This window comes from Haloarcula sp. H-GB4, from assembly GCF_030848575.1.
Taxonomy (GTDB): Archaea; Halobacteriota; Halobacteria; order Halobacteriales; family Haloarculaceae; genus Haloarcula.
The window spans coordinates 259,837-279,985 of sequence record NZ_JAVDDX010000002.1 but is presented as its reverse complement, the minus strand read 5'-3'; the positions used below and the strand labels follow the sequence as shown (position 1 = coordinate 279,985).

23 protein-coding genes are annotated in these 20,149 nt (G+C 58.4%); 15 read left to right on the top strand and 8 right to left on the bottom strand.

All coding sequences use genetic code 11. The annotated features are described in order from the left end of the window. The first annotated feature begins 113 nt into the window (after positions 1–113). Positions 114–2,339, top strand: a complete 2,226-nt coding sequence (locus RBH20_RS09870; protein ID WP_005538167.1) for a CDC48 family AAA ATPase — start codon at positions 114–116, stop codon at positions 2,337–2,339. A 187-nt stretch (positions 2,340–2,526) separates the two neighbouring features. Beyond that, positions 2,527–3,540 (top strand): NADP-dependent oxidoreductase, encoded by a 1,014-nt coding sequence (locus tag RBH20_RS09865; protein WP_306708103.1) that lies wholly within the window; start codon positions 2,527–2,529, stop codon positions 3,538–3,540. A gap of 18 nt (positions 3,541–3,558) precedes the next feature. On the opposite strand, the gene RBH20_RS09860 is transcribed toward RBH20_RS09865, so the two are convergent. Next, complete coding sequence (locus RBH20_RS09860; protein ID WP_306708101.1) at positions 3,559–4,701, bottom strand: CBS domain-containing protein; 1,143 nt, start codon at positions 4,699–4,701, stop codon at positions 3,559–3,561. A 108-nt stretch (positions 4,702–4,809) separates the two neighbouring features. Between RBH20_RS09860 and RBH20_RS09855 the strand changes: the two genes are divergently transcribed. Both RBH20_RS09855 and RBH20_RS09850 read left to right on the top strand, forming a co-directional pair. Continuing rightward, a complete protein-coding gene (locus RBH20_RS09855; protein ID WP_306708098.1) occupies positions 4,810–5,130 on the top strand; it encodes a lycopene cyclase domain-containing protein in 321 nt (106 codons plus the stop codon). 181 nt (positions 5,131–5,311) lie between these two features. Then, on the top strand, positions 5,312–5,803 hold the full coding sequence (locus tag RBH20_RS09850; RefSeq protein WP_306708096.1) for an HTH domain-containing protein: 492 nt from the start codon (positions 5,312–5,314) through the stop codon (positions 5,801–5,803). 13 nt (positions 5,804–5,816) lie between these two features. Here RBH20_RS09850 and RBH20_RS09845 read toward each other — a convergent pair whose 3' ends face one another. The 4 genes from RBH20_RS09845 to RBH20_RS09830 all read right to left on the bottom strand — a co-directional run bounded on the left by RBH20_RS09845 (position 5,817) and on the right by RBH20_RS09830 (position 7,940). Next, positions 5,817–6,170 carry a hypothetical protein gene (locus RBH20_RS09845; RefSeq protein WP_306708094.1) on the bottom strand — a complete coding sequence of 118 codons (354 nt, stop codon included), beginning with the start codon at positions 6,168–6,170 and terminating at the stop codon, positions 5,817–5,819. Between the two features lie 263 nt (positions 6,171–6,433). Further along, entirely contained in the window at positions 6,434–7,552 is a 1,119-nt protein-coding gene (locus RBH20_RS09840) for a site-specific integrase (RefSeq protein ID WP_306708092.1), read from the bottom strand. Further along, positions 7,549–7,725 carry a hypothetical protein gene (locus tag RBH20_RS09835; RefSeq protein WP_306708090.1) on the bottom strand — a complete coding sequence of 59 codons (177 nt, stop codon included), beginning with the start codon at positions 7,723–7,725 and terminating at the stop codon, positions 7,549–7,551. The genes RBH20_RS09840 and RBH20_RS09835 overlap by 4 nt, the downstream gene beginning before the upstream one ends. Continuing rightward, the gene (locus RBH20_RS09830; RefSeq protein WP_306708089.1) at positions 7,722–7,940 is read right to left on the bottom strand and encodes a hypothetical protein; all 219 of its coding nucleotides are present in this window, start codon (positions 7,938–7,940) and stop codon (positions 7,722–7,724) included. The genes RBH20_RS09835 and RBH20_RS09830 overlap by 4 nt, the downstream gene beginning before the upstream one ends. Positions 7,941–8,323: 383 nt before the next feature. Between RBH20_RS09830 and RBH20_RS09825 the strand changes: the two genes are divergently transcribed. Further along, the gene (locus RBH20_RS09825; RefSeq protein WP_306708087.1) at positions 8,324–8,980 is read left to right on the top strand and encodes a hypothetical protein; all 657 of its coding nucleotides are present in this window, start codon (positions 8,324–8,326) and stop codon (positions 8,978–8,980) included. A 255-nt stretch (positions 8,981–9,235) separates the two neighbouring features. On the opposite strand, the gene RBH20_RS09820 is transcribed toward RBH20_RS09825, so the two are convergent. Beyond that, the gene (locus RBH20_RS09820) at positions 9,236–9,376 is read right to left on the bottom strand and encodes an antitoxin VapB family protein (protein WP_306708085.1); all 141 of its coding nucleotides are present in this window, start codon (positions 9,374–9,376) and stop codon (positions 9,236–9,238) included. Positions 9,377–9,562: 186 nt separating this feature from the next. Between RBH20_RS09820 and RBH20_RS09815 the strand changes: the two genes are divergently transcribed. The 10 genes from RBH20_RS09815 to RBH20_RS09770 all read left to right on the top strand — a co-directional run bounded on the left by RBH20_RS09815 (position 9,563) and on the right by RBH20_RS09770 (position 14,956). Further along, the gene (locus RBH20_RS09815; protein WP_306708083.1) at positions 9,563–10,162 is read left to right on the top strand and encodes a hypothetical protein; all 600 of its coding nucleotides are present in this window, start codon (positions 9,563–9,565) and stop codon (positions 10,160–10,162) included. Continuing rightward, entirely contained in the window at positions 10,159–10,401 is a 243-nt protein-coding gene (locus tag RBH20_RS09810) for a hypothetical protein (protein WP_306708081.1), read from the top strand. The genes RBH20_RS09815 and RBH20_RS09810 overlap by 4 nt, the downstream gene beginning before the upstream one ends. Beyond that, on the top strand, positions 10,398–10,688 hold the full coding sequence (locus tag RBH20_RS09805; RefSeq protein ID WP_306708079.1) for a hypothetical protein: 291 nt from the start codon (positions 10,398–10,400) through the stop codon (positions 10,686–10,688). The genes RBH20_RS09810 and RBH20_RS09805 overlap by 4 nt, the downstream gene beginning before the upstream one ends. Then, the gene (locus RBH20_RS09800) at positions 10,681–11,136 is read left to right on the top strand and encodes a hypothetical protein (protein ID WP_306708077.1); all 456 of its coding nucleotides are present in this window, start codon (positions 10,681–10,683) and stop codon (positions 11,134–11,136) included. The genes RBH20_RS09805 and RBH20_RS09800 overlap by 8 nt, the downstream gene beginning before the upstream one ends. Then, positions 11,133–11,522, top strand: a complete 390-nt coding sequence (locus RBH20_RS09795; protein WP_306708075.1) for a hypothetical protein — start codon at positions 11,133–11,135, stop codon at positions 11,520–11,522. Before RBH20_RS09800 ends, RBH20_RS09795 begins: the two co-directional genes overlap by 4 nt. Continuing rightward, the gene (locus RBH20_RS09790) at positions 11,515–12,144 is read left to right on the top strand and encodes a zinc ribbon domain-containing protein (protein ID WP_306708072.1); all 630 of its coding nucleotides are present in this window, start codon (positions 11,515–11,517) and stop codon (positions 12,142–12,144) included. The genes RBH20_RS09795 and RBH20_RS09790 overlap by 8 nt, the downstream gene beginning before the upstream one ends. 322 nt (positions 12,145–12,466) lie before the next feature. Continuing rightward, positions 12,467–13,135: a hypothetical protein gene (locus RBH20_RS09785; protein ID WP_306708070.1), complete on the top strand. Its 669-nt coding sequence runs from the start codon at positions 12,467–12,469 to the stop codon at positions 13,133–13,135. A 113-nt stretch (positions 13,136–13,248) separates the two neighbouring features. Then, the gene (locus tag RBH20_RS09780) at positions 13,249–13,455 is read left to right on the top strand and encodes a hypothetical protein (RefSeq protein WP_306708068.1); all 207 of its coding nucleotides are present in this window, start codon (positions 13,249–13,251) and stop codon (positions 13,453–13,455) included. Between the two features lie 224 nt (positions 13,456–13,679). Next, positions 13,680–14,006: a DUF5805 domain-containing protein gene (locus RBH20_RS09775; protein WP_306708066.1), complete on the top strand. Its 327-nt coding sequence runs from the start codon at positions 13,680–13,682 to the stop codon at positions 14,004–14,006. Positions 14,007–14,137: 131 nt separating this feature from the next. Beyond that, the gene (locus RBH20_RS09770) at positions 14,138–14,956 is read left to right on the top strand and encodes a hypothetical protein (protein ID WP_306708064.1); all 819 of its coding nucleotides are present in this window, start codon (positions 14,138–14,140) and stop codon (positions 14,954–14,956) included. A 157-nt stretch (positions 14,957–15,113) separates the two neighbouring features. Here RBH20_RS09770 and RBH20_RS09765 read toward each other — a convergent pair whose 3' ends face one another. Further along, positions 15,114–16,427 carry a lamin tail domain-containing protein gene (locus RBH20_RS09765; protein ID WP_306708062.1) on the bottom strand — a complete coding sequence of 438 codons (1,314 nt, stop codon included), beginning with the start codon at positions 16,425–16,427 and terminating at the stop codon, positions 15,114–15,116. 373 nt (positions 16,428–16,800) lie between these two features. Next, positions 16,801–20,148, bottom strand: coding sequence for a hypothetical protein (locus tag RBH20_RS09760; protein ID WP_306708060.1), 3,348 nt, complete (start codon positions 20,146–20,148; stop codon positions 16,801–16,803). Between the last annotated feature and the right edge of the window lies 1 nt (position 20,149).

Here is a 20,149-nt window from a genome sequence, read left to right as displayed (position 1 = left end):
ACTGTGCGGTGTGTTATTAGGTGTCATATAAACCCGTCGCCGTGCGTCTTGCCCGCCGGTAGCATAAAGCATATCTCCGGGGCTACCCGAGTTCGTTGTAAGCAGGCTCTACTATGAACGAAGTCCAATTGGAAGTGGCGAAGGCGTACCCGAACGACTCGGGACGCGGTATCGCCAGACTTGACCCCGATACGTTGTTGCACCTCAAGCTCTCCCCCGGTGACATCATCGAAATCGAAGGGAGCGATACGACTGCGGCCAAGGTGTGGCGGGCCGACCGGCAGGACTGGAACACCGATACTGTCCGTATTGACGGCTTCACGCGCCAGAACGCTGACGTGGGTATCGGCGAGCGCGTCACGATCCGCAAGGCCGAGGCCGAGAAGGCCGACAAGCTCGTGCTTGCCCCGCCCGAGGAGGCGTCGGTTCAGTTCGGCTCCGACGCCGCCGGGATGGTGAAACGGCAGATACTGAAACGGCCCGTCGTCGAGCGCGACATCGTCCCGGTGATGTCCTCGACGAACCACCCGTTCATGCGTTCGCCCGGACAGGCCATCCCGCTCATCGCCGTCGAAACCGAGCCCGAAGGCGTCTGTCTCATCACCGAAGACACCGAGGTGGAACTCCGCGAGGAACCGATCTCCGGCTTCGAGAAGACCGGCGGCGGCATCACCTACGAGGACATCGGTGGGCTGCAAAACGAGATCCAGCGGGTGCGAGAGATGGTCGAGCTGCCGATGAAACACCCACAGATATTCAAGAAGCTCGGCATTGAGCCGCCACAGGGGGTGTTGCTCCACGGGCCACCCGGCACCGGAAAGACGCTGCTTGCGAAGGCAGTCGCCAACGAAACTTCGGCCAGCTTCTTCTCTATTGCCGGCCCCGAGATCATCTCGAAGTACTACGGTGAGTCCGAACAGCAGTTACGCGAGATATTCGAGGACGCGAGTGAGGAATCGCCCTCGATCATCTTCATCGACGAGCTGGACTCCATCGCGCCCAAGCGTGAGGATGTGACCGGCGAGGTTGAGCGCCGTGTCGTCGCCCAGTTGCTGACGATGATGGATGGCCTCGAATCACGGGGGCAAGTCATCGTCATCGCCGCGACGAACCGCGTCGACAGCGTGGACCCGGCGCTCCGTCGCCCGGGCCGCTTCGACCGCGAGATCGAGATCGGCGTGCCGGACGAAGTGGGCCGGGAAGAAATTCTCCAGATTCACACCCGCGGCATGCCGCTGTCCGACGACGTGAACCTAGCGAAGCTGGCGACGGACACGCACGGCTTCGTCGGGGCCGACATCGAGAGTCTCACCAAGGAGGCCGCGATGAAGGCGCTCCGGCGGTACCTCCCCGAGATTGACCTAGACGAGGAGGACATCCCACCGAGTCTCATCGACCGGATGATTATCAAACGGGACGATTTCAAGGGCGCACTCAACGAGGTGAGTCCATCGGCGATGCGGGAGGTGCTGGTCGAACTCCCGAAGATGTCCTGGGATAACGTTGGCGGGCTCAGCGGACCCAAAGAGCAGGTTCAGGAAGCCGTCGAGTGGCCGATGAACTCCCCGGAGAAGTTCGAGCGCATGGGCGTGACGCCGCCGTCTGGGGTGTTGCTGTACGGCCCACCCGGTACCGGGAAGACGCTCATGGCGAAAGCCGTCGCCAACGAGACTGACGCGAACTTCATCTCGGTCCGTGGCCCGCAGTTGCTGAGCAAGTGGGTCGGCGAGAGCGAAAAGGCCATCCGGCAGACGTTCCGGAAGGCCCGTCAGGTCGCTCCGACCATCATCTTCTTCGACGAACTTGACTCGCTGGCACCGGGTCGGGGCGGCGAGATGGGGTCGAACGTCTCTGAGCGTGTCGTTAATCAGCTCCTGACCGAACTCGACGGGCTGGAAGAGATGGAGGACGTGATGGTCATCGGCGCAACCAACCGGCCGGACATGATCGACCCAGCGCTGATCCGCTCGGGTCGGTTCGACCGGCTGGTGATGATCGGCGAGCCCGATATCGAGGGCCGCGAGCAGATCCTGAAGATCCACACGGACGACACGCCGCTGTCGCCCGACGTGAGCCTGCGAGAACTGGCCGAAGTCAGCGACGGATTCGTCGGCTCAGACCTCGAATCCATCGCCCGGGAGGCCGCCATTGAGGCTCTCCGTGAGGACGACGACGCGGAGGAAGTCGAGATGCGACACTTCCGGCAGGCGATGGACAGCGTGCGGCCAACCATCACCGACGACATCCGCGAGTACTACGAGCAGATGGAAGAGGAGTTCAGAGGCGGTTCCAGCCCGCAGCGCCAAGCCGGAAGCGGTGGCCGGATCGGCTTCCAGTAACTCCGGCGACCTCGATTCCTGTCCCTCACTGCGATTCAAACGTGTTTTTCTACTTCAGCGTTCCCGACCAGCGATGCACTTTCGGCTGGCTGCACAATACCTGTGTATAATTATTAGATAAACTATAAAACCGGTGTTTGTTTCTCCTTTCGAAGCCCCCTTTCGGGTCACAAGTGTATAAGGGGTGATGCCGAACACAAACCGCGTTTACAGGCTAGCAAAGCGCCCCGAAGGGACTCCCGACCACGATACGTTCGAACTTTCCGAAGAAGAAATCCCTGAACCGGGGCCTGGCGAGGTACTCATCAAGACGCTGTACCTCTCTGTCGACCCGTACATGCGCGACCGGATGCGAGACAGCGAATCGTATGAAGAGCCGTGGGACGTGGGCGACGCGCTCAAGGGTGCCGTCGTCGGTGAAGTCGTCGAATCTAACGGTGCGCGCTTCGACGAAGGCGATGTCGTCACCGGTGAGCTAGAGTGGGCGGAGTACGCCACAGCACCCGGACCGGTACTGACAGAGGTCAATCCGGAACTCGCACCGATTTCGACAGCACTCGGCGTTCTGGGGATGCCGGGCCTGACAGCGTACTTCGGCACCCGAGAAGTCGCACAGCCGTCCGCCGGGGATACGTTCGTTGTCACCGGAGCCGCCGGGGCCGTCGGCTCCGTGGCAGGACAGCTCGCCAAGCTTCAGGGCGCACGTGTCGTCGGCTTCGCCGGCTCCGACGAGAAAGTCTCGTTCCTCGAAGACGACCTCGGCTTCGACGTGGGCATCAACTACAAAACGACCGACGACTATCAGGCCGCGCTGGATGAGGCCGCGCCGGACGGCGTCGACGCTTACTTCGACAACGTCGGCGGACCAATTACCGACGCGGTGTTCACGCGACTCAACACCGACGCACGCGTCGCCGTCTGCGGACAGATCTCGCTGTACAACAGCGAGGACATACCGGTGGGGCCGCGCAAGCTGACACAGGTCATCCAGTCCCGGGCGACCGTCGAAGGCCTTCTTGTCTCCGACTTCGAGCCGCGGTTCGAGGAAGGAACGAAGCAGCTCGGTCAGTGGGTCGCGTCTGGGGACATCTCCTACCGAGAAACCGTCACCGAAGGCATCGAGAACGCGCCCGACGCGTTCCTCGGGCTGTTCGAGGGCGAGAACATCGGCAAGCAGCTCGTGCAGGTCGCCGAGCGGTAGAAAAGAGAGACTATCTGGTTATAGTTCGCCGAGTTTTCGGAGGAGTTGGCCGCGATACTCCTCGTCGGCCTGAACGCCTTTCAGTTCGAGAACGTTGCGCTCTAGCTTGTCGAGTGCGACGTTGAATGCGGTTTCAGCGCCGTAGCCTTCACCGGAGCCGGCCGCCTGGCCCTTGTTGGTCCGCAGGCGGATCTGGCACTGGATGAGCGGCGTGCCACGGAGCTTCTCCTTGTGCTCGTGGAACCGAACGTGAGCGTGCTGGACCTGCATCGCTCCGTACTTGTCCGCGACCGTTTCGATGTCGGCCCGGAGGTCCGCACGGGAGATGGTGTCCAGCAGCTTGATGTTCGTGATCTGGACGTCCATGTGTTCCTCCTCGGTGTACGTCAGTGCGCGGAGCACGTCGGTCTTCGTGAGGATGCCGGCGACATGGGTGTCGTCGTCTTCCGGCGTGACGACGAGTCCGGCGAAGTCGTTTTCGAGCATCCGCGCAACGGCGTCCTCGACAGAGTCGCCGAGTTTCGCCGTCTCCACCGGGCTGCTCATCACGTCGTAGACGGGCATATCGAGCACGCGCTCAATCTCGCCGGAGCGGTCGCCCCGCGTCGTCTTGTTCATGTCTCGGACGACGACATCGACAATATCGTGGCGCGTGACCATCCCGGTCAGGCCATCGTCGTCACCGAGCACCGGAAGCCGGGAGATGCCGTGTTTCCGGAGGAGATTGACGACTTGCCCGACGTTGGTGTCTTCGGACACCGTGATGACATCTCGCGTGTAGATGTCCTCGACGCTCAGCGCGTCGAGATTGTCGAGAACCGCATCGAGGATATCGTCCTCGGTGACGATACCCCAGAGCTCGCCCGCCTCGAACACCGGCGCGAGCTTGACACCACCCTCGACGAGGACGCGCGCGACTTCGCGCACGTCATCGGTACGCTCGACCTTCGGTGCCGAGCGCGTCATCGCCCCCGCTTTCGCGTTGTCCTCGACATGGGACTGGACCAGCTGTTTCTGCGTGATAACGCCAGCGTAGTCACCGTCTTCCGTGACGATGATACCCTTGGGATTCTCGCGTTCGAAGATAGACCGGACTTTCCCCAAGCGCTTGTTGGCGTCAACCTCGACAAATTCTCTGGTGGCGATATCAGCAATATCCATCGTTCTTCACAATTCGTAGATTCGACGTGTGGGGTTATCAAGGTTGGTTTAGTCCCCGGAAACCAAGAGACGAACTAAGCTTTAGGCCCTTGGATCTAAGGTGGCTGTATGCTGCCTGACATCGGCGTCTTCGGCCCCTACACGTATCTGGTCACAGAAGTGGTATGGGGGACTGTTGCGCTCGTGTTGCTCTGGCGTGCGCGCGCTCTTCGAATGGCCGCCAAGACCATCGTCGTGCTCTATCCAATTGCGTACGTCTGGGACTGGTACACGCTGACTGTCGGTGTCTTCGCAATCAAACTCCGAACCGGTGTCGACTTCCTTGGGATTCCCATTGAGGAGCATATCTTCATGATCGTCGTTCCCGCGCTCATCCTCGGTATTCACGAGAATCTTCACGGTCTTTCGTCCGGGTCGAACAGCGAATAGTTAGAGATCCGATATCGTTTTCAGCTGTTAACCGCACCCGAGCCAGCGTTACGACTGGAAGTTTCGCAGCTCACCAAAACGGCTGATTTCTCCCATATTACGTCGTGAAACCGCTATCTGAACTATGTAGACATCTCTCACAGTATCTATATGTGTCAGCCGAGAGTGCCGTCTGATAGCTATGAGTGATACTATCCCGACATCTCATATCGAGCTGTATGTTCGGTCGATGCTGCCTGACGGCGCACACGAACGGCAGGAAGACGTCATCGACCGCCTCCAGACGCTCAAGGAGAACGACCATATCGACGGATTCAACGTCATCGTCTGGGGCAAACAGATCGCGCCACAGTCGGCCGCTGCACGGACGGAGGAAGGCAAGTACATTCTGAACCGTGTCGCCGAATTCAAACAGTGGGCACTGAGCAACAATGTCTCGCTCGAATCGTTCTATCAGGACACGACCGTGGATTCAGAAGTCGCGGAGTCGGCGTACGACGCCATGGCGCTGCCCGTCATGGGGTTGGCTGAGTACGACGGCAACGAACTCGTCCACGTCGCACCCTGTACGAAAGATGACGTCGTTCACACGATCCTAGACCGTCTCGAACGTCTCGAAGCGGGCCAGCCACCCGCTCTCGATCAGGAGCGCAGCGGCGTGAGCGCTATCTAACGAGTGGGACCCGTTACGAGGACCAGACCGCGTCGACGTACGGTTCGAACTCATCTGTCGCCGACAGCACTTCAAGCACTTCTTCGGGATCCCCGGCCAGCTTGTACCCCGGCCGTCCTTTCCCCGTTGCTGACTTCGTCTGTTCGGTGAGCAACAGCCCCTTATCGGCGAGTCGGCCCAGCGCCGAGATGACTTTCTGGCGCTCGACACCGCCGAACGGCTGTCGGTCAATATCCGCAAGATGTGCCTTCGCCGTCTGGGTCACATGATACGAGTGGGTTGGCGTTTCGCCGGCTGTTTCGAGTTCTGCAACCGCCAGTAGGACGAACTGTTCGAATGCGTCCGCCGACTGGACCTGATCTCTCATATAGATGACTCTAACGCGGTTGGGGCAAGAAACTATGGGATGAGCCTGTCGGATTGGGAGTTCCATGTCAGCCCTGTCAAACTACATGGGCGTCAAAAGCCCTGCCTCGAGGATAGTCGAAAGTGGGTCCGGGTGGATTCGGTGTGACGGACGTCGAGATGCGCGGACACGACTCGTCAGGTTCGAATCCATCAGTCACTGCCGACTCGCTTCGCTTGGGAGGTAGCAACAGTAGAAGTGGGTTCGGGCGGAAAGCGCTTCTCTCATTCGCCCTCACCCCCTTCATCGTCGAAATCCAGGCTGTCGAGGTGGTCCTGCCGGCGTTCTCGCATCTCTTCGAGCTTCGTCGGTTGATCGTAGTGGCGCTTGATTACGCGGACGCTCGTGTTCACGCGGTCGGCCACGACCTGCGGCGGGACGCCGCGATTCAATTGCCACGTAATCGAGCCCGTCCGGACCTGATGGGGCGATCGTGACGACGGGCACTTGCTGGCTTGGCTGTAGTCGACGAACTCACAGGTCGGTCGCTCGTTGCCGTGTGGGCAATCGCTGTGTAGGCAAGGAACTGTCGCGAGGTACATCCACGTTCTCAGGGCGTTTTTTGAAACCCGCCCGAGCTGGCTGGCGAGCAGTGGTTCGCGTCCGTAGTCATCGAATACTTCGTGGCGTTCCTTCGCGATGTACCCATCGAGGATATCACAGACGTGACTCGGCAGACCGACGATCCGCTCACCATCCCGACCGTTCTTCAGCGGCGTGTCCTGGTCGGGGTTGTGCGTGAACTGGACGTATTCCTCCTCGGCGTTGTAGTCGTTGACGTCAAGACTCCGAAGCCCACCGAGGCGGGCGCCCGTGTACCAGGCCAGCGCGAGCAGTGCGTGGTCTCGTGAGTAGCGGACACGGTCGTCCGTGTTATTGCGGTAGTACTCCAGCAGCGCCTCGGCGTCGTCGGCGTGAAGCTGTGTCTCGTCGACGTGGTCGTCCCGTGGGACATCCGGCGGGTCGACCTTCTCTGGTAGGCTCTCATCGACTAATTCCACGCGACTGCAATACTCGAGGAAATTTTTGAGTGTTCCAAGTTCCTTGTTCAAGGATAGCGGCGAGAGCCCCTGCTCCCGGCGGTGGGTCTCGAAGCTCTCGATGTCCCAGCCGGTGAGTTCGTTGATCTCTGTGATGCCCTGATCCTCACACCACTCTATTAGGTGTTTCAAGCGATATTCGTAGCTCGATACGGTCGACTCAGCCTTTGAAACCCGAAGTTTGCTAAGCCAGCGCTCACTGGCCTCGCGGGGCGTCAGGTCGGGCACGCGGTCGCCGCCGTCGGGCGTCCCGGCGATCTGGATACGATAGCTACGTGCGTCGTCTGTGGATGTCTTGCTCATAGGTCACTCACCTGGCGGAGGTATTCGACTCGATGCGTCGGGCACAGCACCCGCGTGTCGGTTCCATCGGCGTCCGGGTCGACGCGTGCGAGCAGCTCGGCGACGTCACAACCTGGTTCGGTACACTGCCTCGGTTCGGAGACCGGCGTGATCGTGGCGGCAGCGTGGTTCATGAACTCGTCACCTCGTCGGGATCGACCAAGTAGGGTAATTCGCAGTGCATCTCGTGGTACATCTCTTGCCAGCCGACGGAGGGGCTGGACTCGACACGTCGCCAGGCCGGCTCATCATGCGGGCCTGAGAACGCGCGCTCGGCGGGAAAGCTTCGGCCGTCAGTGGGTTGATCAACGGACTGTTCGGCGTTTGGCTCAGTTCTCTGTGCGCTCATGGGGTGAAAAATCGCCCCGAGCACGAACCACGCGAAAAGCGTAAGCCGCTAGAGTCCGTAATCCAGCGTGAGTACGTGCCTTTGGCGGTCGTGCTCGTCGTCGCAGCTTACTTCGGTGGCTCGCGGGCGCTGGTGACGCCCGGTCATCACCACCGTTCGATTCGACTTTGCGAGTCATTGCTGGTTTTCTTCGTAGACGTCGGCCATCTCGTCGATGAGGTCATCGAACGAAACCGAATCGTAAGGTTTCAACCCCACCAAGCGCCGGTGGGTTTTTTGCGAAATTTGAACGGTCGTTACCTCACGGGACGAGGATGACATTGTACCCTATAGTATTCCCTGTGTGTTTATAGTGGTTCGTACCGTACGCATTAGCGTTCGCCATGTCCGATTCAGATTCGAAGCCAAATGCAATCCTCACCAGCAAGCAGCGGAAACTGTTAGTAGGGGACGAAGAACTGACTTCAGACCAAGCCCGCGCTATAAAGAACCGGATTCGAAAACGGGTCGCAACAGCTGTAGGTGATTTTGTGATTTTGTTTCGGTATTTAGAGCATGCCGAAATTGAGAAAATCTTTGAAACAGAGATGGAGGCGCGAGCTTCGTCAGGAGATACAGAGGAAGTCGCTCGAGAGGTCGCCAATACTCCCTCCGCTAAAATACAACTACCACAGATGCTCGCTTTTCTTGCTTGGGCGAACGATCTTGATGATGCCCAGGTGTTTCCAAATGAGGGCGCAGACCAACCGGCCCTGCATGATTTTTCGATGATGGCAGAGATCGGGCTCGAAGAGTACTTCGCAAAAAGAAAAGGAATGCTGGCGGATGTTACTGTTTCTATCGAATTAGAGAACCTTCGACCTGTTGAAGACCTGGAATCTGATGATGCTTCAGAAATCAGTACTAAAGACATCAACCGGATGTTTGCTACGGAATGGGAGAGTCCTGCAATGGACGAGGATGATTTAGAAGCGGCAAAAGAGGCGCGCCGCCAGTATGTTCGTGACAAATTAGATGATGCGGGGGGAGACGACACCTGAGATCTCGAAGCCCCCATCAACATTCCTTCACTCCTCCACAGACTGAAGCTCCCGTTGGGCGACCCAGGCGTGTGGGAGATCGCTGTTGGCTTCGCGCTGCAATTCTTCTTGGTGTTCCCGTATCCAGTCATCCGTAATGTCGGGCGCTTCGAGAGTCACGAGTGGTCACCGCCGGTGAAATACTCGAAACCCGGTGCGTCAACCGCCTCACCGCGACCGAGACACCCAGGCTCGCCGTCGGGGAGAGTTTCGTCGTCACTCATCGCTGCCATCCTCCTGTCCGTCTCGCTCCTCGATGAGCCGCCAGATCACGTCCTCGTAGCTGTCGCCACGGCTCTTCCGATCATGCAGTTCATCGGCTAACTCGTCACTGACCTGAATCGTAGTCCGGCCCATAGCGGCTTCGGTGTCCGGTATAGTCATAAAGTCCACGTAGTTCTATGGCTGCCATTGACATAAAGCTATGGCGGCCATAGTTTTATGTTGGGGGCAGATGTACATGTAGGTAAGCACGGGAGTTCGGCCACGTAGAAACTGGCCGACGGGCGTTGGAGCGCCCCCGACCGTGCTGCAGGTAGCAGCATGTCAGCCTACGATTCCGGGGCACTTCAGACTGCCCCATCGACCGACAGCATAGCCGACCGAACGAGACGCGCCTTGGAGCAGTACTTGACGGTCACGCCTGACGTCGGCCAGGCCCGTGGCGCGGAGGGCATCGCCCTCGTCACGAGCCAATCCGGGTCAGAATACATCGTTGATACACTTGAAGGCCGGTGTGAGTGCCGGGATGCGGAGTACCGCGACGTCGTGTGCAAGCACATCCGCCGCGCCCGGTTCGCGATGGGCCTTGACGCGATCCCCGCCGACGCCGTCGCAGCCTGCGATGTCGACCCCGACCTCGGCCAGCATTGTGACGCCGAGCTGCGGGTCGCCGCTGCCGACGGTGGTATTATTATCGCCGGTGACGACGGCGAGATTCTCGACGGGGACGACGAGGACGTCGTCGACCTGAGCGAGGAATACGACGAGGCCCCGCTCGCGGGGACGTGCATCGCCGGCCACGAGCGCTGTGCCGGCATCAGCGGCATGTTCTTCGGGGAGTTTCCCTGTGCGAACTGCTGGCTCTACGCGCCCGACAGCGCTCACGCGACCTTCCACGACGTCGGAGGGGCCGACGAATGACGCAGCTCAACCATGTCGACGCAACGGTCGCTATCGTCGATGGCCGTGTGGCGATGAACGCCGAGGTTGAGACGCCGCTGCGGCTGGAGACGCCCGACCGGCAGCCACTCTCCAACATCGAACCACACGCCACGCTTCGGCTGGCTGACGACGGTGTCCGTGTCGAGATTACGCTTGACGCGGAGGCGCTGGATGCACTGGCCGACGGGCTCTACCAAGTCCAGCAGGGGGAAGCATGACGCTCGTCGTCGAAGACGCCGGTGACGAGGATTTCACGCTGCTCGTGACCGACGATGGCGCGGTCGAGGCCCGCAAGCAGATTCCCTACGACGGGGTCCTGCGGTTCACGACAGCGACACGAGCGCTGCCGACGGGGCGACGCACGAAGAGCCAGTTCGGCCTCACTGCCGACACGGTGATTGACAGCTATCTGGCCCGTGCTGATACCGAGACGCCACGCGTCGACCTGGAGGCCGATGTGTCGCGTGCCCGCCGCGAAGTCTGCCAGGAGGGCGAGGATGCCTAAGCGTCGTGCGTTCCTCGAAGCCGCCGCGCTCGTCGCGACGCCGCTGGCCGCCGGCAGTGGCTCACCCGATGACGGCCCCACGACCGTCGAGTGCGACATCTGTGGCGCCAACAAGCCGGCCGAGATGGTCGACCGAACGACGGTCCAGCCCATCACCCCGCTCAAGGCCGACATCTGTGCTGTCTGCCAGTTCATCCAAAATCACGCGCTGCCCGACGATGTCTGTGACCAATGCGGCGCGCCCGTCGACACGGGCTTCGGCATCGAACTGGAGTACCCGCTGGGCGAGGCGGACCTACCAGCACTGAAGACCGGCCGCCTCTGTGGTGACTGCGCGGCTTGGATCGGTTCCGATATCGCCTACAGGGGCCTCAAGGCTGACCCTGACGCCCATGAACAGTGGCTCGACCTTATCGACGCCGAGAAGGGGCGGGAGGGGTCGGCGTGACCCACGGTGCTGTGACCGCCGCTGACGGCGATGAGGATGAGGGTGCGAGGGTCTGGGAACAGGTCGGCCGCAAACTGCTGCGTGATGAACTGACCAACCTTCGGTTAGAACTCCAAGAGTCGTTCCACGACGCCGAAATGGCGCTCTGTGGCGACGGTGAGCACCCGGGTGAGATCACGCCCGAGCACGTCATCGCTCTGCGGATGGCGCTGAACCGGGCCCGAGAGCGTGTCGAGAAACAGGTCGCACCAGTTGCTGGGGTGGAGCCGTGGAGTGACCCACTCCCCCAGATCCCGAGGGGCGTCATGTGGGAGCTGACGGACCACCCGAACGCTGAGGGTGTCGATCCCCGCGAGTACGTCGACGAGGTGAACAGCGATGAGTAGCCACAGCGCCGCCGCTACGACGGCCCCGTCACTTGAGCCCGATGCGGTGACGCCCATTGGCATTGACCTCGGCGAGAAGCGGCTCGTCGCTGCTGCGCCGGCCGACGCCGATCCCGAGGATGCATTCATCGTCGACGGCGAGCCACTGCGGGAGCGTCTCAACACCCTCGTTGAGACGATACGGATGCTTCAGGCCGCGGAGTTCGACACGACGACGGGCGAGGCCCAGGCTTTCGCGGCGCTGTACGCGCCCGTGAAGGCGCTGCTCTGTGACGCCGCGGCTCAGGTTGTTCGCTACGCCGGTGAGTTCGCGACGCCGTTGCTCGTGCTCGAAGACCTCAACTACCCTGGAGAATCGTTATGGGAACGTCGCACTGCCGGCGAGATGGGGGCATGGCTACTGCCCGCTCTCCAGAAAGCGATCACCGAGGTTGCGCTTGATACGGGGCTACCCGTGTCCTACGTCGATCCAAAGTATACCAGTCAAGCCTGCCATGTCTGTGAACAACTCTGCCATCTTAGAGACGAAGTCGCTGTGTGCACAACCGACGACTGTCCGGTCGAGAGGGTTTGTCGGGACTGCAACGCGGCGGTGAATATCGCTAACCGAGCTATTAGATAGTTTGGTCAGGCACGCTCAGGCGCAAAATACCATCCATTTGTATTATATTTAGTTATAATATACACTTATCGAAAATGCAATTTATGTTTTAATGGTTACTAACTCGTGGTTTTTCATTTAATTTTGTATTTTGATTACTTATTTTGGGGAAATATAAAAATACTTACATAATTTAGTAACTGATTTATATTAGAACTTCGTTATATTGTCTGTAGCTGATACTGTCAGTTAAGAGAACTGAAACACAGAGTGATCAGAATTGATCAGAAAAAAGCAAATCATCTCTTTTGTTGTACTGGTCCTTATGTGGATGTCGTTAACCATGACAGAGAACGGATTCTTAGTCGAGAATATCCCGATTGCTTGGACCCTTGGAGATGAACTTGGCACATTCATTTTCGGTCTGGGGACTCTTATTTTAGGGTCAGATTATACTATCATAAAATACTTATCAAAGAGAGTTTATAATTGGATAGAACATGACCGAATAGAACAAATAATAGAACAAAATTATCGCGCTCAACAATATTATTCCCAGTTTGTTGAAGATAAAGACGTGGAGAAGTTGGATCTTGAAATCATTGGGAATGGGAATTTTAGAGCGGGTTTTCCAGACCACTTGGAGCTCGTTGAGGAAGGAATGAAATTTGAACTCTGTGTTTGGGATGTGACGGAACCTTCAGGAGAACCCCTCCGTTACCCCCTGAAATTGGGACGCATGACGCTCAACAAGCTTGAAGACTCAGAGGGGGGACCTGTGGGCTTTTTGTCTGTCGATGAATGGTACCCACCATCTGACTCTCCAGATCCTCAGCGGAGGGATGATGTAAGAGATTGCCAGCAAAAATTGAAGAATGAAGGCTCTGATAACTGTGAGGACATCGAACCTTTTGCGCAGGTGAGTTTCATTGGTGGTGACTTTGAACAAACTAATATTAATGATTGGGAAACGGTATACCATTTCTATCATGAAGTAGAGCCCCCTTTATAACATATCTCCTACATATGACTGCAATGAAAAAGCATCGGCCTGAGAGAAACGATTATGTAGGCCCTGTTTTCTAATACCAAAGCATAATCAATCTTGAAACGGTAATACTGAACATGGAAATCACATGTCAACTCACCGCAAAGAAGAAAATCGACGAAAGCACATACGTCTGTAACGAAGGGCGGACTGACGGAATTGAAGAGGGGGCATTCTGTGAGGTCGAAATTGACGCTCACACTTCTCCCGGACATGACGCTCACACTTCTCCCGGACAGGTAGTTGATGTCACTGATAAAGAGTCGGTCGTCCAGCTTAGATAATTTTAATCGGTAAAGGTTGCGGAGAACCCGTGGAGTTTGGGTTCGTCTGTTTGCTGTGTGAAATGTGGTGTATACGACCAACGACTGCCTCGCTGGTGGCAGTTTCAATCGCTCATAGGGAACACGAGTGTTCGCGTGCAAAGAGCACACTGAACCGCACGCACAGTCTGTTTTCGAATACTGGCCGGCGAAAAGCTTCAGTCATCGCTTGAGAAGTGGCGCGTATGAAGGCAGTCAAACGCAACATCATAAGCACACTTGAGATGAATAGTCCACAGGGGTTTGAGGAACTGGTCGCGGGATCACACGCGAATGAGGATGTGGTTGAGGAGGCCCTCACTGAATTACAGCGAGAAAATAGACTCGCATATCATGGCCGCCATGACGGGTACGTGACTGTTGAGGGTGATTGTGCGGTCTGTGGTCAGCAAGTTCCTAACATCGAGTGCCAGCGGGTTACCGTCAGCGATGGGACCGATAGCGATGTTGCATCCGAGGAGTATGTGCTTCACCCCCACTGCCGGCGAGTCATCTTCGGGTCGTGGGAGTAAGCCGCTTCTCTACTGCCAGCCAGTGGTGTAGTAGTCCAAAAATTACCACCAATAGTTTCCAAGTTGTTACGTCTACGTAAAATTTATCTACTGGACGAAGGCATTTGTGATATAATATAGTAACTGAGCGTATGTCTGACTCTGGTAACCAAACAAGGGTTAATCGACGCCACTTCTTATCTATTCTTGGAGCGGCCGGGACATCAGCGCTTGCAGGGTGTGGGAGTACCTCTGATACGGACGTCGGTTCGCCCTCAGACAAGGATGTTCCAGCACCATCTGTCGATACAAAAGAAAGGTGGCAACTCACGACACCTGATTCGTCACCGCGGTTGCTGCAAAAAGGATCTGTAGGCCCGGTCAAATACACTGCACACGGCCACGTCACCCAGTACGAAGATGTGCAACTCCGTCAGCAGGTGAGTGATAGTACCTTTGGAGAGATTGACCGGCCATTCGCGGTTGCATTCGCTGCTAGGGTCGATATCTTCCCTGATACTTTCTCAATGGCGACTGGGTTACAAAGTGAAAAAATCGACTCGGCGATACTCGGTAATCTGAAAAGTGCAATGAACGATTTTGGCGTACAAAACGTCCAACAGTCTGGAACAATGGATGCACAGAACACACCTGCAGAGACATTCGAAGTGGTCCGTGGTGACTACCCCATTCAGGAGGTAACCATCGATGGAGTAGATATTCCACATAGTGACCGTAACAAAATGAGCTTCGGCGGGGGAACACTCCCAATCAAAGGAATTGCAGGCCGGTGGAAATCGAACGGCTCAATACTTGCTGGAGGAGGTGTCTACCCCGATGCAGATTTTGAAGAATCTGACCAAGTTTCTATGTCTGACGCGATCTCGATGTCTGTCAACGTGGACTTGGATCTCCAACCCAACCGCCGCGAATCCCAGATACTCAATTTTGTTCGAAGCATTTCACTGTAGCCAACGTCAAACGACCATGTATTGCTGATTGGACTGCGTTTCAGCGTGCTGCTATATTGCCTGAAAACGACAGCTCTAACTGTCGAGATGGGCGGCTCTAAAAACCATCAATTACCGCTTTCGACCAGATTCCGGTGTCGTCAAATCACACCGAAGATCAATAGGACCGTTCAAGGACCGTTTCGCTGTTTTCGTCTTCAACTATGATCGTGTCGCCACCGTTATTCCAGACTGCGCCGCTGGCGTTCCAGTACAGTTCTGACTCGGTGTTTGATCCTTCGCCAGTATAGAGCGTGACGGTAGCACCCGGTTCCAGTTCGAACCCGTTCGGGACAGTGTAGACGTGGTCAGCTTCGTCGCTGACCGTCCATTCACCCATAGACAGCGTCTCATCACCAGTGTTTTTGAAGGTGACATACTCGTCGTTCAGGTTCTCGTGATCGTTCCCCTCGGCGTCTTCGTGGATTTCACTCACTACTAACCCACTCCCACCATCTGGGACAGGAGTTGGTGTCGGCGTTTCCGTGGGCGTCGCCTGTCCATAGTCCCACACACCGACATCATTCTCTTGGGCGTCGGATTCGGCGGACTGGAACTGCGGTCGCTTATCGAATGTCGTGTCGTAGAATCGCGCATACCCCTGATTAATTAATTCCAGATTGAACAACTCGCCATCATCATACACGTACACAAGCAGCCGTCCGTAACTGCCGCGGCGGTCGGCTTCGTCGTCAATAACGATCCGGACTTCCTCCCCGATTTCGAGTTCTGCCCGTGCGTATTCGCTGGCTTTGTGCCCCCAGTCTCGCAGGTGATCGCGCCCGCCATCAGTGACAGGTATTCCCTCCCATTCGGCAGGCTCCGTCTCTACGTGTACCTCTGGCGTGTCGATTCCGAGTAATCGTAGCGTGTCTGTGGTTCCGTTCTGGTATCGAATCTCGACTGTGTCACCATCGACAATGCGATCGATGGCAACTCTATATTCAGTCCGCGGTTCCGGATTAGGTGTTGGTGTGGATTCTGGTGTCGAAGTTGGTTCTGGTGTGGGCGTGGGCGTCTTCACGGACTCGGTTGACGTGTCGTGTGTTTCCGTCTCGTCTCCGAATATTTCAGCCAGTTCCGTTTCGGTCTCCGTTGGCTGTGTCGTCGTTGCTGGAGCAGGCGATGAGGTCACTGGAGACGCTTCTTCTGTCGGTGTTGCCGTGGCTGTCGGCACTGATGTTGATGCCGTCAGCGTCTCGGTTGGTGTGGCTGTTGCTGTTCCAGGCGACCCACTGCCAGACTGTGAATCGATGGTCGTTTGGCTATCAGTAGTCCCGTCGGCTGGGACTGGAGAAACACCGCCGATTATCGCCACGAGAACGAACAAGTAGACGAACGCGACTCCACCAGCCTTGAATCCTCCAGCCGAGCTGATGCCCGGGAGTAGGTTGAGTCGTTCCGCGGTCCCCAACCAGTTTCCCCACACCATAATCCCGATGATGAAAGGCAGGAGCGGATAAATAACCAGCAAACAGAGAGCATAGATCAGTCCCAACGCAATATTGCGCTTCGTTGCCCCCGGCTTCATCAATGGCACGCGATCTGTGAAAGACATACACAAATTTCAAAGAGATAGTAGTTAAAACATAGGTGCATTGACATTCTTTCGAGTGTCCCACCCCTCGTTGAATGACTATCATCAGGGACGTGTGAAACGCGCTCCTTATGCCGGACCAGAACCCTCTTAATTTACCGCCGAGTCCGCTCGCACGCGGACACTCTCACCACGGTGTCCGCCATCCCCCAAATCCCCATCCCACACGGGTTTTCTACCCAATCCTGCCAATCCCCGAGCCTGTCGCTTATCGCGTGCTGAGTCGCTGAAGTTCGCGGGCCAAGTCTTGCTTGACAACCCGAGTGAGTTCGCGTTCACTCATGTCGCTACTGCCGTCGACATCAATGTCGAAGTGGTAGGTGTCGCCACCGTCGCCAGCGCTGCCCATTGATTCCTCGGCGACCCGAGCGAGGATGCGCTCCATCGTGCTTCGAGGTGTGACGAACTCGTCATCGTTGCCCTCACCGACCATCGCCGCCGTCGGGCCGGTGACGTATCCGCCCTCGGCGAAGCCGGGGATTGTGCCGCCGCCTCTCGTTTCGTTGACGGGTGCCCCGCCGACCGTATCACCACTTTCGCCAGACCCAGGCGCTGGCATATCTGGCGACACATCGGTATCGCCACCATTGCTATAGTCCGGCGATGGGTTGCTTGGCGACACGTCTGTGTCGCGGCTACTCCCGCCGTCGTCACCTTCATCGTCTTCCTCACCGCCGTCCTCACCATCACTCTCGCCGCTATCAATCGACATCCCCGTCGCCTCTTTGATTTTGCTGATAGCCTTCGCCGCTTTGTCGATGACGCCCTGCAGCGTTGATTTGACGCCGGAGACATCGATACTCCCCAGCGTGCCCTCGATGCCGCTAGCGAGCGTCCCGACGAGGCCGCCCGACCCGCCCTCGCCAACAATCGCCTTCTTGAATCCCTCGAAGAGGGAGGTGAGCGCACCAACCACCGCATCGAACGCGCCGGTGATGGTGGTGAAGCCGTCGCCACCCTCGCCGACGTAGCTGGCGATATCGTCGAACAGGTCCTTGATAAGCGACCCGTAGAACAGACCCTTGACGAACGACTCGAAAACGCCCATGATCGCATCGGTCAGGATGCCAAACGCCTTCTCCATGTCCGACAGTGCCTGTCCGGTCGCGATGTAATCATAGAGGTCGCCAATGAAGTCCTTGACAACCTGCCCGATTTTCTGGTTGATGTTGAACCACGTCTTGACGACGGCGAGCACGCCTTGCCCGAGGAGGCCGAACGCCTCTTTCAGGTCCGTCAGTGCCTGGCCGGTGGCAATGTAATCATACACCGCACCGATGAAGTCCTTGATGACCTGGCCGAGTTTCTTGTTGATGTTGAACCAAGTGAGGAAGACCGTGCGGATGCCCGTGCCCAGTGCCTCCGCGCCGGCCTTGAGATCGGTCAGCGCCTGCCCGCTGGTGAAGTATTCTTTCACCGCGCCGATGAAGTCCTTGATGACGGTCCCCAGCCGGCCTGCGAGTGTGAAGAACGTCGTGACGACCTGCTCGCTGGCCTCCAACAGGACTGTCCAGCCCTGATCGATGAGCGATTTCCCGCCACCCGCCAGGAAGTCCTTGACGCTGGTGATGAGGCCACCGACGATGCCGCCACTGCCACCGTCGCCGATGATGGTCGTCTTCAGCGCCTGCCAGGCCTCGCCGGCGAGATCGGTCAGGACGTTCCAGGCCGTCGTGAGGAACGACCTCGCCGGCCCCGTCAGGAACGATTCGATGGCCCCCAGCGTCCGCGTGACGATGGTCTTGATCCCTTGGAAGGCGGTGTCCCAGTCGCCTCGCAACGCCGCCAGAATCGTATTGACGGCCGTCCGGGCGTTTCGGATGCCTGTCTCCAAGAGGTTCAGCGCCCCCAGAAGGAGGTCAGCGACCGCAGTATAGACTGCTTCGCCGTGCTCTTTCCAGAGCGCGGTGAGTCCGCTCAACACCGTTTTGACAATCGGGGCGATGAACCGCATCGCGTCCGCCAGACTGACTTCGATGAGCTGGATGATATCCCGCAACTGGGACATGATTTCGTCACCGCGTTTGGCCCAGACGTTGCGGATCGTCCGCGTGATCGTCTGTGCCAACTCTCTGGCTTGCTCAAGCGCGGGGGCGAACTGCTGCTGGAACACATCGACCAAGCGCATGACGCTGTCGCGGATACCCAGGAAATTCGTCTTGAAGGCGACTGCGAGGCCAGCGACCGCTGTTCCGGCCGCGAGGATCGGGGCCGACAGCCCAGCAATAGCGGCACTCACAGCAGTGAGTGCGCCCGTCACTGCCGACCCGGCCGAGGCGAGGCCAGCAATAGCTGTCACGGCCCCCGTCACAGCCGGCGTGAGCGTTCCGACGACGACGGCAACGCGGCGGATCGGGGCCGGCAGCTCGTTGAACCACGAGACGGCGTCAGTAATTGTCTCGATGATGTCCGTGAAGATCGGCACGAGCGTGTTGGTCGCCGTCACGCCCAGCGTTGTGATCGGGCCGAGAAGACCGAGGACGGCCCCCGCCAGCGCCTTGAACTCAGGGCCGGTTTCGGCCGCGACTGTCCCGATGCGGTCCAGCGCCGGCCCCGCTCGCGAGCGGATGAGGCCGACGAAGTCACGGAAGGCCGGTAGCGCGGCCCGAGCGAAGTCAAAGACGAGGCCCGTCAACGACGGAATTACGTCCATGGCAATGCCACCGAGTCGTCGGAGTTCGTCATGGAATGCAGACAGCGAGCCGATGCTGTCGACCATCCGTTGGACGAGGGTGGGGAGTGCACCGACAGCGTCCTCGATCAACGGGATGAACTGCTGACCCAGCGGGATGAGGATCTCGGCGATGCGGTCTTTGAGCTTCCCGAACCGACGGGAGAGTGCCCCCGCCGCGCCGGTCGCATCTTCGAGTTTGTCCTGCTGGTCTTTCAGCGACTGGAGCTGCTGTTGCTGGGCCTTGGTCAGCCCCTTTTCGGTGTCTTCCAGCGCCTCCAACTCAGTGATCTGCCGGTTGATCTGCTGGAGGCGTTTGCTGTTCTGGGTCGCTAGCTTGTCGCCCCACGCGAGGACGCCCGTCCCGATGACGGTGCTAAAGGCTGTCGCCAGACTGCCAGCCGCGGCCGCGACGCCGCCGAGTGTCGCCACCAGCGGGCCGGCAATAGAGGCGAGACTTGCGAAGGCCGGGACGAGTGAGGCCGACATCGCCGTTGCCAGCCCTCCCGACGCGAGGGCAGCCGTTGATGTGGTTCCAGCGTATCCCGACGTGGCGGTGGCGGCCGTCGACGCTTTCGCCGCCTGCTCGGTCATCTCGTCGCCGACTGCGTCGAGGCGGTTCGCGGCTACGGATGCCTGCCGTGCCGTCCCTGTGAGCTCGTCACCGAGTGCGTCCGTGCGGGATTCCGCGGTCGACGTGGCCGCCGCCGTCGAGACGGCTTCGGCCCCGATATCGTCTAGGCCTTCGGCAGCCCGCTGGGCGGACGTGGACAACTCCTTGGCCGCCCGATCAAGGTCCGATGAGGCGGACTCCATCCGGTCAACGCCGCTGGTGAAGCCCTTCGTCGCAATCTCCGCGCCGATCTCAAGTTCATCGAATACCATT